The 16,038-nt window shown below is 69.0% G+C and carries 13 protein-coding genes; 9 read left to right on the forward strand and 4 right to left on the reverse strand.

Annotated elements, in window-relative coordinates:
- Positions 1–29: 29 nt before the first annotated feature.
- Complete coding sequence (locus ACPCUW_RS04535) at positions 30–1,613, forward strand: FAD-binding protein (protein WP_423423740.1); 1,584 nt, start codon at positions 30–32, stop codon at positions 1,611–1,613.
- A gap of 600 nt (positions 1,614–2,213) precedes the next feature.
- Positions 2,214–3,434, forward strand: coding sequence for an NAD(P)-dependent malic enzyme (locus ACPCUW_RS04540; RefSeq protein ID WP_423423741.1), 1,221 nt, complete (start codon positions 2,214–2,216; stop codon positions 3,432–3,434).
- 79 nt (positions 3,435–3,513) lie between these two features.
- Here ACPCUW_RS04540 and ACPCUW_RS04545 read toward each other — a convergent pair whose 3' ends face one another.
- The 3 genes from ACPCUW_RS04545 to ACPCUW_RS04555 form a co-directional block, all read right to left on the reverse strand.
- Positions 3,514–3,843: a heme-binding protein gene (locus tag ACPCUW_RS04545; RefSeq protein WP_064902039.1), complete on the reverse strand. Its 330-nt coding sequence runs from the start codon at positions 3,841–3,843 to the stop codon at positions 3,514–3,516.
- A gap of 132 nt (positions 3,844–3,975) precedes the next feature.
- Positions 3,976–5,439: an ATP-binding protein gene (locus ACPCUW_RS04550; RefSeq protein ID WP_423423742.1), complete on the reverse strand. Its 1,464-nt coding sequence runs from the start codon at positions 5,437–5,439 to the stop codon at positions 3,976–3,978.
- Positions 5,436–6,110, reverse strand: coding sequence for a response regulator transcription factor (locus ACPCUW_RS04555; RefSeq protein WP_063026572.1), 675 nt, complete (start codon positions 6,108–6,110; stop codon positions 5,436–5,438). The genes ACPCUW_RS04550 and ACPCUW_RS04555 overlap by 4 nt, the downstream gene beginning before the upstream one ends.
- Before the next feature lie 178 nt (positions 6,111–6,288).
- Here ACPCUW_RS04555 and ACPCUW_RS04560 point away from each other — a divergent pair, with 178 nt between their 5' ends.
- The 5 genes from ACPCUW_RS04560 (at position 6,289) to ACPCUW_RS04580 (ending at position 12,823) form a co-directional block, all read left to right on the forward strand.
- Positions 6,289–7,329 carry a glycine betaine ABC transporter substrate-binding protein gene (locus ACPCUW_RS04560; RefSeq protein ID WP_423423743.1) on the forward strand — a complete coding sequence of 347 codons (1,041 nt, stop codon included), beginning with the start codon at positions 6,289–6,291 and terminating at the stop codon, positions 7,327–7,329.
- Positions 7,330–7,427: 98 nt separating this feature from the next.
- Positions 7,428–8,345, forward strand: coding sequence for a DMT family transporter (locus tag ACPCUW_RS04565; protein ID WP_063012324.1), 918 nt, complete (start codon positions 7,428–7,430; stop codon positions 8,343–8,345).
- A 31-nt stretch (positions 8,346–8,376) separates the two neighbouring features.
- Positions 8,377–10,437, forward strand: a complete 2,061-nt coding sequence (locus tag ACPCUW_RS04570) for a phosphatase PAP2 family protein (protein ID WP_423423744.1) — start codon at positions 8,377–8,379, stop codon at positions 10,435–10,437.
- 69 nt (positions 10,438–10,506) lie between these two features.
- Positions 10,507–11,070 carry a hypothetical protein gene (locus tag ACPCUW_RS04575; RefSeq protein WP_423423745.1) on the forward strand — a complete coding sequence of 188 codons (564 nt, stop codon included), beginning with the start codon at positions 10,507–10,509 and terminating at the stop codon, positions 11,068–11,070.
- 178 nt (positions 11,071–11,248) lie between these two features.
- On the forward strand, positions 11,249–12,823 hold the full coding sequence (locus tag ACPCUW_RS04580; protein WP_423423746.1) for an MFS transporter: 1,575 nt from the start codon (positions 11,249–11,251) through the stop codon (positions 12,821–12,823).
- A gap of 27 nt (positions 12,824–12,850) precedes the next feature.
- On the opposite strand, the gene ACPCUW_RS04585 is transcribed toward ACPCUW_RS04580, so the two are convergent.
- The gene (locus tag ACPCUW_RS04585) at positions 12,851–13,510 is read right to left on the reverse strand and encodes a TetR/AcrR family transcriptional regulator (RefSeq protein ID WP_423423747.1); all 660 of its coding nucleotides are present in this window, start codon (positions 13,508–13,510) and stop codon (positions 12,851–12,853) included.
- A 60-nt stretch (positions 13,511–13,570) separates the two neighbouring features.
- Between ACPCUW_RS04585 and ACPCUW_RS04590 the strand changes: the two genes are divergently transcribed.
- A complete protein-coding gene (locus tag ACPCUW_RS04590) occupies positions 13,571–15,190 on the forward strand; it encodes a flavin-containing monooxygenase (protein ID WP_423423748.1) in 1,620 nt (539 codons plus the stop codon).
- On the forward strand, positions 15,187–16,017 hold the full coding sequence (locus ACPCUW_RS04595; RefSeq protein ID WP_030514931.1) for an SDR family NAD(P)-dependent oxidoreductase: 831 nt from the start codon (positions 15,187–15,189) through the stop codon (positions 16,015–16,017). Before ACPCUW_RS04590 ends, ACPCUW_RS04595 begins: the two co-directional genes overlap by 4 nt.
- Positions 16,018–16,038: the final 21 nt, after the last annotated feature.

Raw genomic sequence — 16,038 nt, forward strand, 5'->3', positions numbered from 1 at the left:
GGATGAATTGTGGCCGAATATTTTCCTTTGTGAGCGTGCGTAGCCGGTCCACTATTCGCGCGGAATCCGAGTTCGCGGCGGAGACGTCCGCCGATGTGCTGGTGGTGGGTGGCGGCCCGGCGGGTGCCTGGGCGGCGTTGACGGCGGCGACGGCCGGAGCGCGCGTGATCCTGGTCGACAAGGGTCGTTGCGGTGAATGCGGTCCGACGTCGAAAGGCGTTGTCGCGCTGTGGGATATCCCGCCCGGGCCGGAGCGGGAGCGGGCGCTGGCGCACAGTCTCTCGCGCGGTGGTGACCTCGGTGACCCCGAGTGGATGGACCGGGTGCTCGGCGAGACCCATCACCGCATCGCCCACTTGCTGCGCTGGGGATACCGGCAGGCCGGAGACGGGCCGTCGACGCGCGTCCACCTCGAGGGCCGGCGGTATCTGGCGGCTCTGCGGCGCACGCTGTTCCGATTGGGTGTCCAGGTCGTCGATCATCATCCGGCGCTGTATCTGCTGGTCGACGGCGACGGCGCGGTGTGCGGAGCCGGTGGGCTCGCCGGTGACGACCGATACCGCGGCTGGACCATCCGCGCGGGTGCGGTGGTGCTCGCGACGGGTGGGTGCGCGTTTCTGGCCGGTGGCGCGGGAACCGATGTCGATACCGGTGAGGGCCTGCTGATGGCGGCGGAGGCGGGCACCGAATTGTCGGGCATGGAGTTCTCCGGCGCCTACGGTCTTGCGACGATGAGCGATCTGCGTGAGCCCCGGTTCGCCTCGCTGTACGACGAATCGGGGGCTCGCATCGACGGTGACGACTTCACCGTCCGGTCCGTGGCCCTCACCGCGCTGGCGGAGGGGAGGGCGGTCTACGCCGACATTCCGCCGGAGTCCGCGGTCCGGTACGGCCCCGCGTCGGCGGCGCCATCGGGAACCACGGCGGTGCCCGCGAGCGCCGGTGCCGACGCGTCGCCGTCGGCCGGCCGGGTGCGACTGCGTCCGGTCCTGCAGGGCACCGTGCGTGGTTCCGGTGGCATCAAGCTGACCGGATTCGATTGCGCCACAACGGTTCCCGGACTGTATGCCGCGGGGGACGTGGCATCTCGGGAACCGATCACCGGTGCGGTCGGCGGGTTCGACGGGCACGGCGGCGGGTGGGCGATCTCGTCCGGAATGTGGGCCGGATCGGGCGCGGCGCGGTTCGCTCGCCACCGGGGCCGCGTCGGCGCCGCGCGGCCGGTTCCGGGGGCCGGGCTGAATTCCCATCCCGGCGACGATCCGCGCGCGGATATCGATCCCCGTGCGGTGATCGGGCTGGTGCAGGAACATACGTTGCCGCTGCGGCGCAGCTATTGGCGCAGTGCGGGCAGCCTGCGCGACAGCATCGCCGAACTCGACGCGATGTGGCCGGTCACCGAATACGGGCTCGGCGGCGCCGGCGCCGACCAGGTGCGGGCCCGGCAGGCCGCGGCCTTGCTGGCGGTGGCCCGCTGGACGAAGTACAGCGCGTTGGCGCGCACCGAGACCCGGGGCCTGCATCGGCGCACCGATCATCCCGGCCCGGCTCGCAACTGGCGGCGCCGCCTGCTGACCGGCGGCGTGAACGAGATCTGGGTGCGCCCGGCGTAGCGGACAGGCCCGGACGTGGCAGCCTGCGTCACCCTGAGCTCACATCGGCGTTCCGGGTGGCGGTGGGACTGTTCACCGCTGCTTCCCAGCAGGGGCGAGTTTCCCCTTACGCGCAGGTAATTCGGGGGCCCTACCCTCGGAAGATGGCAGTAGACACCCGCCCTAGGGCCGGCCCCGCATCGAGAGGATCGTGCCCCGGTCGAGGAGCGATTTTGCAACTCCCTGTCCGTACTGGCAGAATGTTGCGGATTCCCGGCCGACGCCACCGCCCGGTCCGGGACGGTTGGTGACCTTCGGTTCGTGACGCACGGCTCCGATCCGCGGATCACCCCGCAGCCTTGCCCGGACCACCCGTCCGGTTCTCGCTCGACGGATCGTGCGCGGCCAGATCGCAAAGAAGCAAGCCCGCAAAGGCGCGAACGCGCGTATGCCGTACCAGCCGGTACCCCCGCGGCATGCCGCGATGTAATCACCGAACGGTTTTGCGCGGCCACGTGAACGCGCGGTCGGCGCACATCGTTCGAATTTCGAAGACCTTTTATACGAAAACCCGGCGGTAACCGTGAGCCGGTTCAGCCCGGACCGAGCAGGAGTGAAATCGTGTCATCTGTGACTGACGCACCGAATGCCACTACAGCGAGCCGTGAAACCGATACGACCGATCTGTCCGCTATCACGCACGAGGAAATTTTCGCCGGCCATCTCGGTGGCAAGCTTTCGGTGGAATTGTCCGCACCGCTGGAGACCCAGCGTGATCTGTCCATCGCGTACACGCCGGGCGTCGCGCAGGTGAGTCGCGCCATCCACCAGGACGAGGCGCTGGCCAAGCGCTACACGTGGACCGACCGTCTGGTGGTCGTGGTCAGCGACGGCACCGCGGTCCTCGGCCTGGGTGACATCGGTCCGCGGGCGTCGCTGCCGGTCATGGAGGGCAAGGCCGCGCTGTTCAAGAAGTTCGCCGGGCTGGACTCGATTCCGATCGTGCTCGACACCAAGGATGTCGACGAGATCGTGGAAACCCTGGTGCGCCTGCGTCCGAGCTTCGGTGCGGTGAACCTGGAGGACATCTCCGCCCCGCGCTGCTTCGAGATCGAGAAGCGCGTCGTCGAGGCGCTGGACTGCCCGGTCATGCACGACGACCAGCACGGCACCGCCATCGTGGTGCTGGCGGCGCTCAACGGCGCGGCCAAGGTGCAGGGGCGCGATATCGCCGACCTGAAGGTGGTCGTCTCCGGTGCCGGTGCCGCGGGTGTGGCCTGCTCGAACATCCTGCTGGCCGCCGGCGTGTCGGATGTGGTGGTGCTCGACTCGAAGGGCATCGTCAGCCGGGACCGCACGGACCTCAACGAGGTGAAGGCCGATCTGGCCGCCCGCACCAACCCGCGTGGCGTCACCGGCGGTGCGGCCGAGGCGCTGGCCGGTGCGGATGTGTTCCTGGGCCTGTCGGCCGGGACCATCGCCGAGGAACTGATCGCCTCGATGGCGCCGGAGTCCATCGTGTTCGCCATGTCGAACCCGGATCCGGAGATCCACCCGGAGGTCGCGCGCCGCTACGCCGCCATCGTGGCGACCGGCCGCAGCGACTTCCCGAACCAGATCAACAACGTGCTCGCCTTCCCGGGCGTGTTCAAGGGTGCGCTGGATGCCGGTGCGCGCCGGATCACCGAGGGCATGAAGGTGGCCGCCGCCAACGCCATCTTCGGTGTGGTGGCCGACGAACTCTCGGTCGACAAGATCATCCCGAGCCCGCTCGATCCCCGGGTCGCTCCGGCGGTCGCCGAGGCCGTGGCTGCGGCCGCGCGCGCGGAAGGCGTTGCGTAACACCAGGTTCGATCACGGCGAGGGCGCCCCGGGAACTCCCGGGGCGCCCTCGCCGTATTCGGACGCCGACGCGCGGCCGCTACTTCTTGTGGCAGGCCTTGCGGTAGTCGATCATCGGCTGCCGCACCCCGCGGAAGTCCTTCAGCTCCTGCTGGTGGCCCTGGCGATAGGCCTGCATCTCGGCCTTGCGCTGATCCTTCGGCATACCCTTCACCTTGGCCAGTTCGGCGGCCAGATCCGGGTGGCCCGCCAGGAATGCGGCGACCTGCGGGGCGGTCTGGGCCTGGACCTGGGCGCGTGCCTGCGGGCTGCACTGCGGGGCGTCGGCCGAGGCGACGCCGGGCACGGCGATGGCGAGGGCGGCGATTCCGGCGGTGCCGGCCAGCAGGGCGGCGACAGTGCGCTTCATACCGGTAACTCCATTCATACGGGAACGTGTCGGGTCCGAATCTGCGCGCCGAATCTGAAAGGACCCTGAAAACGCCGAGTGGGCCGGACGGATCTTCAGCCGAACTTCAGAAAGGCGGGCGGCCTTCGGCGCTCACCGCGCGGCCGTGTGACCATCGGCCGTCGGCGGGGCCGGCGGAAGCGTCAGTACGAATACCGCGCCGGCGGTTCCGGGCGGCGGCTCGACGCAGCGGAGGTCACCCCCGTGGGCCCGGGCGATCCCGCGCGCGATCGCCAGGCCCATACCCGCGCCGTCGCGGCGCCGGTCGCGGGCGGCGTCGAGGCGGACCAGGCGGTCGAAGATGTGCTCGCGTTCCGCGGCGGGCACGCCCGGACCCGTATCGGCGACACGGATTTCGGCCATGGGGGGCAGGATGTCCGGCCGGCCGCCGGGCGCGCCGGGCTCGACGACGGTGACACTCACCGTTCCGTCCTGTCCCATGGCTTGGCAGGCGTTGGCCAGGAGGTTGATCAGGATCTGGCCGATGCGTTCGGGGTCGGCGACCGCCGGCACCGAGGGGCCGGTGAGCCGGAAAGCTGTGCCGGGATGCAGGACTCGCATCCGGTCCAGCTGGGTGCGGGCCAGTTCGTGCAGGTCGACCGGCTGCGGTTGCAGGGTGAGCCCGGCGTCGATGCGCGCCATGTCCAGCAGATCCTCCACGAGGCGGCCGGCCCGCTGCGCCTCGCGCACCAGCAGCAGGTACATGCGCTCACGCTCTTCGGTGTCGATATCGGCGGGTTGATGCAGCACCGCTTCGGCCATGGCCTTGATCCCCGCGATCGGGGTGCGCAGTTCGTGCGCGGCATCCCCGACGAAGGCGCGCATCTGCTGTTCCGAGGCCCGGGCCCGGGCCTCCGCGCCCTCCAGGGCGTCCAGCATTTCGTCGAATGCGCTCGCCGTGCGGCCCAATTCGGTATCCGTACGGGCGGGGGAGAGGCGGCGTCCACGGCGGCCGCGGGCGATGTCGCGGGCCAGCCGGGTCATCGAATCCAAGGGTGCCAGCGCTCGGCGCAATCCCCACCACAGCGCGGCGGTGATCACGACGAGGGCGGTCGCGGTCACCCCGATCAGGACCAGACCCAGGCGCGACCGCAGCTTGGTCAGCAGCGGGGTGTCGACCTGCAGGGTGAGCCGGGCGCGGTCCACGGTGCCGCCACCGCCCAGGGTGATGGTTCTGGTCCGGATACCGCTGTCGCCGGCGTGCCGGGGCGAGAGACTGCCGTAGGCGGTGCCGTCGGCCAGGACCAGCCGCGCCCGGACCGAGCGATTGTCCACGCGGGCGATCAATTCCGCGGGCGGAGTGTTCTGCTGCGCGAGTTGCCGGGCCAGCTGCGCCCGATCGGTGAGCACGGTGTTCTCGCTGCGCGCCACCACGATGCCGAACAGACTGTGCACCGCCAGCGCCACCACGACCAGTGCGAGCCCGGAAACCGTTGCCGCCGTGAGGGTTACCCGGCGGCGCAGCGATATCGTCGGCAACGTGTGCGGTCCGGATTCGCCCGCGCCGTCCGGGAGATCGGGCGGTGGGGGCGCGCGGTGGCCGGGGGTGCCGCTCATCGCGGATTCGCCCGTAACGCGTAGCCCATACCGCGCACCGTGTGCAGCAGTCGCGGTCCGTGTTCCTCCAGTTTGCGGCGCACCGCGCTGACGTAGACCTCCACGAGGTTCGGGTCGTAGTCCTCGTAACCCCAGACCGCGGTGAGGATTTGGGTTTTGGTGACGACTCGGTCGCGGTGCGCGGCGAGGTAGGCGAGGAGTTTGAATTCGGTGGCGGTGAGGCTGATCGGTTCGCGGCCACGCAGCACCACGCCGGAATCGGTTTCCAGCACCAGATCGTCGATGGCGATGCGACTGTGCATGCGCCCCATCCGCCGCAACAGCGCCTCGATCCGTGCCACCAGTTCGGCGAGGTCGAAGGGTTTCACCACGTAGTCGTCGGAACCGGAACGCAGTCCGCGCACCCGGTCCTCCACACCGTCGCGCGCGGTCAGCATCACCACTCCGGCGCTGCTGCGGGCGCGCACCACCTCGAGCAAGCCGAAACCGTCGCGGCCCGGCAGCATCACGTCGAGCACGACGACATCGGGACGGAATCGCTCCAGGTCGGGCTCGAGCCGGTCGCCGTGTTCGCGTGCCAGAACCTCGTGCCCGGCGGCGTGCACGGCCGCAGCGACCGCCGTGCGAATGGCGTCGGCGTCTTCGATCAGGAGAATGCGTCCCGGCTGCACCCGCACATTATTCGTCGCCCCGGCTGAGACCCGGCTGAATACTGCTCGAGAGTCCGGTTCGCGGGCCGGCAGGGGTGCGGGGCGGCGGCACGGACGCGGCCCACTTACGATTCCTGTGCCGGGGCGCCCCGGCCGCCGGATGTGGTTGTCGCTGACTATCGGGAGTGGGTGTCGCCGGATGGGATTGGCCGGATCGGTGCGAGTGACGGCCCGGGTTCTGGTCGCCGTCACCGCCGCCACGCTGGCGGTGGCATGTGCCAACGAGGACGGCGAAGCGACGATCACCGTCGGCGCCGGCGATTCGGCGCAGTCGGAGGTGCTCGCCGAAATCTACGCGCAGGCGCTCGCGCGCGCCGGCACGCCGACGACGGTGAAGAAGCATCTCGGACAGCGTGCGGACTATCTGGCGGCCTTGGACGCGGGCACGATCACTCTGGTCGGCGATACCAGCGGCGATCTCCTGACGACCTTCGACTCCTCGTCCTCGGCGACCGCGCCGGACCGGGCGACGGCCGAGAGCGTCGCGGCACACCATGCCCCCGGCCCGGCGGTCGACATGACGGCGGGGTCGCCGGTCACGCTCGAGGCCCGCTACGTCGGCTCGGTCGCCGACGACTTGAGCCGGGCCGTGCCGGAGGGACTGGCGGTGTCGGATCTCGCCGACGCCACGGACCTGCGCCCGCAACTCGCGCTCGGCGCCGCCGCGGCCGCGCGCTATCCGGCGAACGCCGCCGATCTGGCACCGCATTGCGGTGAGCTGACCGTCGGCATCGCCGGCGGACGCGAACTCGACCCGCTGCGGCCGTCGCCGGACCCGCAGCGCGACGTCGTGACGCCGCTGCGCACGGTCTACGGCTGCGATATCACCCGTCACGTCGAATTTCCCGGCGATGCCGAACTACGAAAGGCATTGCGCGACGGAACCGTCGACGCGGGCGTGTTCACCTCGGCCGTCGCACTGCTGCCGGGTGGCCCCGGCGATTCGGCCGCCCGCACGGATCCGGCCGTCGTCACGGATCCGGCGTATGCCTTCCGCGCGCAGAACGTCGTCCCGCTGCTGCGTCAGGGCGCCTTGGACCAGCGGCAGATCAAGAAACTCAACTACGTCGCCGGCGAGCTCACCACGGCCGAATTCGCGACCATGATCCGCCGCGTGCGTGACGAACACGCCTCGGCGGCCGACCTCGCCCGCACCTGGCTCGACGAACACGCCCTCTGAGCACCCCGCTCGTCCGCCGTTCCCGCTCATCGTTCATGATCAGGTTCGACACGGAGTCGGGCGTACAGTGCGAATAGATCACCTGAGCGGAGTTCCGCATGGTCCTGGTCATTGCGTTGGGAGTGCTGGCCGCATTCCTGTTCGCCGCGGCCGGTTATCTGCAACAGCGCGCGGCACGCACCGTGGTCGCCGAACAACCCCGGGCGGCCCGGGTCTTCGGTATGACCACACTGATGCACCGTCTGCTGCGCAGTGGCACATGGCTGCGCGGCTGGATCACGAATCTCGCGGGTTTCCTGACCCAGGCGGCGGCGCTGCATCTGGGTTCGGTGGCGGCCGTGCAGCCGCTGATGTCGACGCAGTTGTTGTTCGCGGTTCCGCTCGAGGCGTTCGGTCGCCGTCGTCGCCCGCGCGGGCGCGACATCTGGTTCGCGCTGCTGGTCTGCGCCGGGCTGGGAGTTCTGTTCGGCGTCGGCGGCGTGGCGCCGCTCGAGGGCGACCCGGATCGCGGCCGCGTACTGCTGGCCACCTTCTCCGCCGCGGCGCTGGTGGCGTTGCTCGCCCTGATCAGCATCCGCTGCCCGATCTGGGTGGCGGCGAATCTCGTCGCGGTGGCCGCCGGCGTCTGTTTCGCGATGAGCGCGGTCTTCATGAAGCTGACCACCGAGGATCTGATCTATCGCGGCATTCCCGCCACCGCCGGCGACTGGCCCGGCTATCTGCTCGCCGTTTCCACCCTCAGCGGGCTGGTATTGGAGCAGACCGCCTTCGCCGCCGGGCCGCTGCCATGGGCGATCGCGGCCATGAGCGTGACGAATCCGATCGTCAGTTACGTGGTCGGCGTGCTGGCCTTCAAGGTCGCGCTACCGCACACCGCCGGGGCGCTGGCCGGGGTCGCGGTCGCCGGAGCGCTGATCGCCGCCGGTATCGGCGGACTCGCCCATTCGCCGCTGGCCCGCGCCTTCTACGCCGGTAACAAGGAGATAACCGACGAATCGCCCAGCTTGATGTCGTAAAAGCTTGCGACACATGTGTTATGACGGTTGTGTGGGCAATCCGTCGCGTCCGGTGCTGTGGCGGGACTGTGTGGTCGGGCTCGCGGTATTCGGGCTGTACCTGGCGGTCGACGCGCTGCACACCCCGGCCCGCCGCGAACTGGCCGATCGCAATGCCCATCGCATCTCCGATCTCGAGCAGTGGCTCGCCATCGACTTCGAGCGTCCACTCAACCGCTGGCTGGAGTCGCGCGTGCTGCTCGCGACCCTGGCCAACTACGAGTACGCGTTCACCTACATCGTCAGTGCCTTCGCGCTGCTGTTCTGGATGTATTTTCGCCGCCGCGCCGACTACGCCCGCGCCCGCGACTCCTTCCTGCTGCTGAACATCCTGGCCATCGCGTGTTTCGCGCTCTTCCCGGTCACCCCGCCGCGGCTGCTACCCGAGCTGGGCTTCACCGACACCGTCGTCGACGGCCACACCTGGGGGTCCTGGGGTTCGTCGCTGGTGTCGGGTGCGAATCAACTCGCGGCCGTGCCCTCGCTGCACGTCGGCTGGGCACTGTGGGTGAGCGTGGTGCTGGCCCGCGTCTCCGGCGGCTGGGTGGTGCAGGTGCTCAGCGCCTTCCACGTCGGGCTGACCACCTATGTCATCGTCGCGACCGCGAACCACTTCGTCCTCGACGCGGTGATCGCGGTGGCCTTCGTCGCGGTGAGTATCCAGCTGGTCGATCGCTGGTATGCGCGGCCGCCCGTGGTGCCTCCCGCCGACGCGTTCTTCCTGCACATCGAGAAGTCCGGCATTCCGCAGCAGGTGGGCGGCATGGTCGTGTTCCGGCCACGGGCCGACGGCGGGCCCGGCCTCGACGCGGTGCGGGAACTGGTCCAGGGCGAGCTGGCCCATCTGCCGCGGTTCCAGCAGCGTCTGGACCAGCCGGGGCGGTGGCGCCGGGCACGCTGGGTGGACAGTCCGGTCGACTGGGACTGGCACGTCACCGAGCGCACGATTCCGGGCACCGATCCGGCTACCGTCGCCGACCCGAGTGGTCGAGAGGCCGGCCCCGGGACGGCTTTCGGTGCGGCGACGGCCGAAGCGACCATGACGCCCAGCGCGGTGGCGCGGCGAGTGGACGCAATCGGCCGGGTGGTGACGGATCTGGCCGCCGAGGTGCTGCCCAAGGATCGGCCGTTGTGGCGCCTCGTCCTGGTGCGCGACCCGGAGGCCGGCGCGATCGGCGTGGTCCTGCTGCTGCACCATGTGGTCGCCGACGGCATCGGCACCGTGGTGCAGGCGCTGCGCCTGCTGCGACCGACCATCGATCTGCCGGTGGCCGAGCGTAAACCGCCGAGCTGGGGCGCCCTCGTCGCCGGTACCGCGGCCGGTCTGGCGCAGTTGGCCGCCGACGCGCAGCCGAAGGGAACACTGCCCGACGACTGTGTGCGACGGGTGTTCACCGTCTGCTCGCTGGACCTGGAAACCGTTCGGGCCGTGGCTCGTTCGCACCGCGTCCGGGTGACCGACGTGCTGCTGAGCGTCACCGTCACCGCGCTGCATCGTCTGCGCCCCGACCTGGACGAGCGATTGCGCGGGCAGATCCGGGTGGCGGTGCCGTTGATGGTGCGCGACCCCACGTCGGGAGCGGAGGGCAATTCGACCGCCGCCGTGATGATCGATATCCCGCTGACGGCGGCGACCCCGGCGCAGCGACTGGCCGAGATCCGCACCCGCAGCGACCGGCTGCATTCCGGAACCCGGGCGCTCGCCTCGCATTTCGTGATGGATCGGGTGCTCCGGCTGTTTCCCGAACCGGCGGTGGGCGCCTTCGCGCGGTCGGTGTACGGCGGGCGGTTCTTCCACGCGATCGTCTCCAATATGGCCGGCCCCGATATGGCGATGACTTTCGCGAATATGCCCATCACCCAGGTGTTTCCGATTCTGCCGTCGGCGCCGGGAGTGCCGCTGGTCGCCGGGGTGCTGAGCTGGAACGGCGAATTGGGGATCGGGCTTTCGGTGGATCCGGCGATCCTCGATGCCCGGGCGGTCGCCGCCGAGTTGCCCGACGTACTGGCCGAACTCGCCGATACCGCATTCGTGGCCGATAAGCGTCCGTAGCCCCGGTCCGGCGAGTAGTCTTCGAGCGAGTTGATCACCGAGCCTACCGTCACCGAGGGAGGCCGCATTATGTTCGATCGTGGGATCGCGGCGAAAATGCTTGCGGCATGCGCACTTACCGCGCTGGTGACCGTGGCGGCCGCCTGCGGTAGCGATGATTCCGGCAGCAAATCCGCCGAATCGTCCAGTAGCGGGACCCCGACGGTGGCCCAGGCGGTCAGCCGGAACTTCGAGCGCTTCTTCGACGGATCCACCCCCGCCGACCAGAAGATCGCCCTCCTGGAGAACGGGCCCGCATTCGCCGCCGCGATCAAGGCACAGGCCGATTCGCCGATGGCCAAATCCGCCTCGGCCAAGGTCACCAATGTCGCGAGCACCAGCACCGATCACGCCGACGTCACCTTCGACGTGCTGTTCAACGGCACTCCGGCCCTGTCCGGGCAGCAGGGCGGCGCGGTGCAGGTCGAGGGCACCTGGAAGGTGACGGCCGCGACCTTCTGCGCGCTGCTGAACCTGGAGGGCGCGGCCCCGCCGGTCTGCGGTGCGGCCTCGGGCACCCCGAGTCCGGGTGCGACGCCGGCTCCCGGCGCGACACCTGGGAACCCCACCAGCCTTCCCGCGCCGACCAGCTGAGATCGCGATGACGTCGTCGGACCCGTCGGACCGCCGCGGCGCCGGATCGGGTCGCCCGCCGCACCGCGACGCATCGGCCGCCTCGGCTGCCGGGGCGGGCTCCGAATCCGCTGTGCCCGGTACCGGCCCCGCCGCGAGTGCACGGGCCGAGCCTGCGGCGGCGAGCGGTGCGGCTTCGATGGATTCCGTTGCGGCGCAGCCTGTGTCGCCCGGTGCCGAGCGTCCCTATGTGGCGCTCGCGGTGGTCACCGCCGTCCTGTTCGTCACCTTCCTCGACACCACGATCGTCAGCGTCGCCCTGGGCGCCGTCCAGTCCGACCTGCATGCCGGTGTGGTGTCGCTGCAGTGGGTGGTGAACGCCTACACGCTGGTGTTCGCGAGTCTGATGCTCACCGCGGGCACTCTCGGCGACCGGTGGGGCCGCAAACGCGTCATGGTCGGCGGGCTGGTGGTGTTCGCCCTCGGCTCGGTGTTGTCCGCGGTGTCCGGCAGTGTCTCGATCCTGATCGCCGGGCGCGCGGTGATGGGTGTCGGTGCGGCGGCCTCCGAACCGGGCACGCTGTCGGTGATCCGGCACATCTTCCCCGATCGTGGCGCCCGCGCGAAGGCGCTGGGCGCGTGGGCGGCGGTCTCCGGGTTGGCGCTGGCGCTGGGGCCGGTGATCGGCGGCCTGCTGGTCGGGGCGTTCGGCTGGCGCTCGATCTTCTGGTTCAACCTGATCGTCGGCGTGGTGGTGCTGGCAGCGGCGCTGAAATTCGTCCCGGAAAGCGCCGATCCGCAGCCCGGCCCGGTCGACTGGGCCGGATTCGTCCTGGGCGCGACCTTTCTCGGCTGCGTGATCTACGCGGCCATCTCCGGTGAGCAGGTGGGGTATTCGGCCGCCTCGGTGATCACGCTGTTCGTGATCGGAGCGATCGCCTTCGTCGCCTTCCTGGTGGTCGAGTCGCGCGCGGCCAATCCGATGTTCGACTTCCGCTACCTGGAGCGACCGCTGGTGCGCAGTGCGCTGGTGGTCGCGTTCGCGGTGTACTTCGGGATCTTCTCGATCTTCTTCTTCACCGCGCTGTATCTGCAGGAAGTGGTCGACTATTCGGGGTGGCGAACCGCCGCGGTGTTCGGCCCGATGGCCGTGGCCATCATCGTCGGCTCGCTGATCTCCGGATTCTGGGTGGCACTGCGCGGCTCCCGCACGCCGATGATCGCCGGCTGTGTGCTCGGCGCCGCGGGTATTCTGCTCACTCGCCAGTTCCTCGGCGTCACAGTCGAATTCACGCCCCTGGCGCTGGCCCTGATGCTGGCGGGACTCGGTTTCGGGATCGCGGTGGTGCCGCTGACCTCCGCCGTTCTGTCCGGTGTTCCGGCCGAACATTCCGGTATGGCCGCCGCGGCCACCAACACCATGCGTCAGGTCGGCGCGGTGGTGGGGGTGGCCGCGCTGGGGTCGCTGGTCAACTCCTTCCTGAACTCCGATCTGCGAGACCGGTTGCAGCAGATCGGCGTTCCGGCGAATTTCCAGGCCATCGTCATCGACGCCATCGAGACCGGCAACGTTCCGGCCGGCGGTGACGCGGCGGCCTCGGCCGCCTACGGGCCGATCGTGAACCGGGTCATCCATGCCACCTACGAGGCCTTCCACCGCGGACTCGAGGTGGCGCTGCTGGTGTCGGCGATCATGATCCTGGTCGCCGCCGTGGTCACCGCGCTCTGGTTACCGCGCCGCGGCGATCGCGCCGGATACGTGCACGAGGACTGAGATCACGCGGGCAGGACGCTGCCGGGATCACGCGGGCAGCGCGCTGCCGTCGGCCGAACCGGCCAGCCATTCGGTGAGCACGGGATGCATGGCGAGCGCGGGTAGTGCGCCGACCAGGGTGTCGATCAACTCGGTACGGCCGATCTGCTCCTCCCGCAACCAGATCAGCGTCGTCTCCTCGACGAACGCGATCCAGCCGCGGAAGACCAGGCGCAGTCGCGGCAGTTCGGGATCGTCTGCCGCCAGCGGGGTTTCGGTGAGGATGCGGTCCACCATGGCATCGCGGGTGGCATCGGCGAGGGCTACCAGTTCGGGGCTGCCGCTGGCGGGTCCGCGCAGCAGGCCCTGATAGGAGATCCGGTTCTCGCTGACGTAGTCGATGTAGCGTTCGACCGCGTCGCGCAGCATGCTGAACAGATCGAGGCTGCGGTCGGGCATGGTGCGAGCGAGTAGTTCCTCGTTGGCGCGGCGCACGATGGCGCGCTGAAAATCCTGTTTCGAGGCGAAGTAGTGGAAGAGCAGGCCGCGCGAGATTCCCGCCTGCCGTGCGATCTCCCCGATGGAAATGTCCTCCAGCGTGCGGTCGCGCAGCATTTTCACGCCCAGGGACACCAGCTGTTCGCGGCGTTCGTCCGGGCTCAGCCGCACCCGTTTGGTGCCGGGACCGTTGTCACTCACGGTTGCCATCCTACTGAACGGTAGTCAATACTGTTGACTCCTGCTCAATAGGATCGTAGGGTTTGATACATGAGTCGTAGGGTTACAGACAACGGCCGTAGCGACGCGCTCGGAGGCGGTAGCTTGCGTGACCACGGAGAGCGCCGCGAAGGCCGTGATGGGCGGAGCCGCGGTGCAGCGGGGGCGCGTCATGTGCATACGTTGATCGTCGGCAGTGGATTCTCGGGCCTGGGCCTGGCTATCCGTTTGAGCCGGCAGGGTCGCGACGACTACCTGGTGCTCGAGCGCGGCAACGACGTCGGCGGTACCTGGCGCGACAACACCTACCCCGGCGCGGCCTGCGATGTGCCGTCGCAGCTGTACTCCTACTCGTTCGCGCTCAATCCGAACTGGTCGCGCTCGTTCTCCAAGCAGCCGGAGATCCAGTCCTACATCCAGGGCGTGGCCGACCGTCACGGCGTGCGGGACAAGCACATCTTCGACTGCGAGATGACCGGCGCCCGGTGGAACGAGGAGCAAGCCCGCTGGGAGGTGCAGACCAGCAAGGGCGCGTTCACCGCCGATATCCTGGTCTCCGCCGTCGGCGCGCTGTGCGAGCCGAATCTTCCGGATATCAAGGGCATCAACGATTTCCGGGGCCGCATCTTCCACTCCGCGCGCTGGGATCACGACGCGGATCTGACCGGCAAGCGGGTCGCGGTGATCGGCACCGGCGCCTCGGCCATCCAGATCGTGCCGTCGATCGCGCCGAAGGTGGCCCATCTCGACGTCTACCAGCGCACCGCGCCGTGGCTGCTGCCGCGGATCGACCGCCCGTACACCCTGCCCGAGCGCCTGGCCTTCAAATACGTTCCGGGCGTGCAGAAGTTGTCGCGCGCGGCCATCTACGCCGCCCGTGAAACGCAGGTCGTCGGCCTGGCGAAATTCCCGCCGGCCATGCTCGCGCTGGAGGGCCTGGCCCGGCTGAAGCTGCGGCTCGAGGTGCCGGACGCGCAGCTGCGGGAGAAGGTCACGCCGAACTTCCGCATCGGCTGCAAGCGCATGCTGATCTCCAACGAGTACTACCCGGCGCTCGGGCGCGACAACGTCGACGTGGTCACCGACCGCATCCGCGAGATCCGCGCGAATTCCATCGTCACCGCCGACGGCACCGAGCGCGAGATCGACGCGCTCATCGTGGCGACCGGATTCCACGTCACCGATTCGCCGGTGTACGAGACGATCTCCGGTCGCGACGGCCGCACGCTCACCGAACTGTTCGACGAGATCGGGCAGCAGGGCTACAAGGGTGCGGCGATCCACAACTTCCCGAACATGTTCTTCCTGCTCGGCCCGAACGTCGGCCTCGGCCACACCTCGATGGTGTACATGATCGAATCGCAGATCAACTACATCGCCGACGCGATCGCCACCTTCGACCAGCGCGGCCTGCGTACGGTCGAGGTGAGGAAAGACGCGCAGGACAGCTACAACCGCGATCTGCAGGACCGCATGTCCAACAGCGTCTGGCTCAACGGTGGTTGTGCCAGCTGGTATCTGGACAAGCACGGCAACAACACCACGCTGTGGCCCGATTTCACGTTCCGCTTCCGCAAGCTGACCGAGAAATTCGACGTCGCGGCATACGACACGACCCGATCGACCGACGGGGCCGCGGGTCCCGATCTGAAAGTGGTAGCAGCACAGTGAGCAATGACGCTTATTTCACGGGCAAGGTATGTGTGATCACGGGCGCCGGCTCGGGTATCGGCCGCGCGCTGGCCGAGAATCTGGCCCGCCGGGGCGCGAAACTCGCCCTCTCCGATATCGATACCGAGGGTCTGGCCGAAACCGTCCGCCGCGTCGAGGCGCTGGGCGCGCAGGTGAAGTCCGATCGGCTCAACGTGGCCGAGCGTGAAGCGGTGCTGCTCTACGCCGACGAGGTGAAAAAGCACTTCGGCGTGGTGCACCAGATCTACAACAACGCCGGTATCGCCTTCCACGGCGAGGTGATCGACTCCCAGTTCAAAGACATCGAGCGCATCATGGATGTCGATTTCTGGGGCGTCGTCAACGGCACCAAGGCGTTCCTGCCGGCCCTCATCGAATCCGGTGACGGGCACGTGATCAACGTGTCCAGTCTGTTCGGCCTGATCGCGGTGCCGGGTCAGAGTGCGTACAACGCGGCCAAATTCGCGGTCCGCGGCTTCACCGAATCGCTGCGCCAGGAGATGATGGCGCGCAAGCATCCGGTCAAGGTGACCTGCGTCCATCCCGGCGGTATCAAGACCGCCGTGGCGCGCAACGCCACCTACGCCGAGGGGATCGACGCCCAGAAGTTCTCCTCGTTCTTCGACAAGCAGCTCGCCCTGCACACCCCGGAGATGGCCGCGCAGACCATCACCGAGGCCGTGCGCAAGGGCCACGGCCGCGTGCTGATCGGCTGGGAGGCGAAGGCGCTCGATCTGTTCGTGCGCACCACCGCGTCCTACTATCAGCGCATCGCGAACGTCGTCAACAGCCGGTTCCTGCCCTGAGCCGCCGCGGGAACCGACTGT

It is taken from the genome of Nocardia sp. AB354, assembly GCF_049538315.1.
Taxonomy (GTDB): domain Bacteria; phylum Actinomycetota; class Actinomycetes; order Mycobacteriales; family Mycobacteriaceae; genus Nocardia; species Nocardia nova.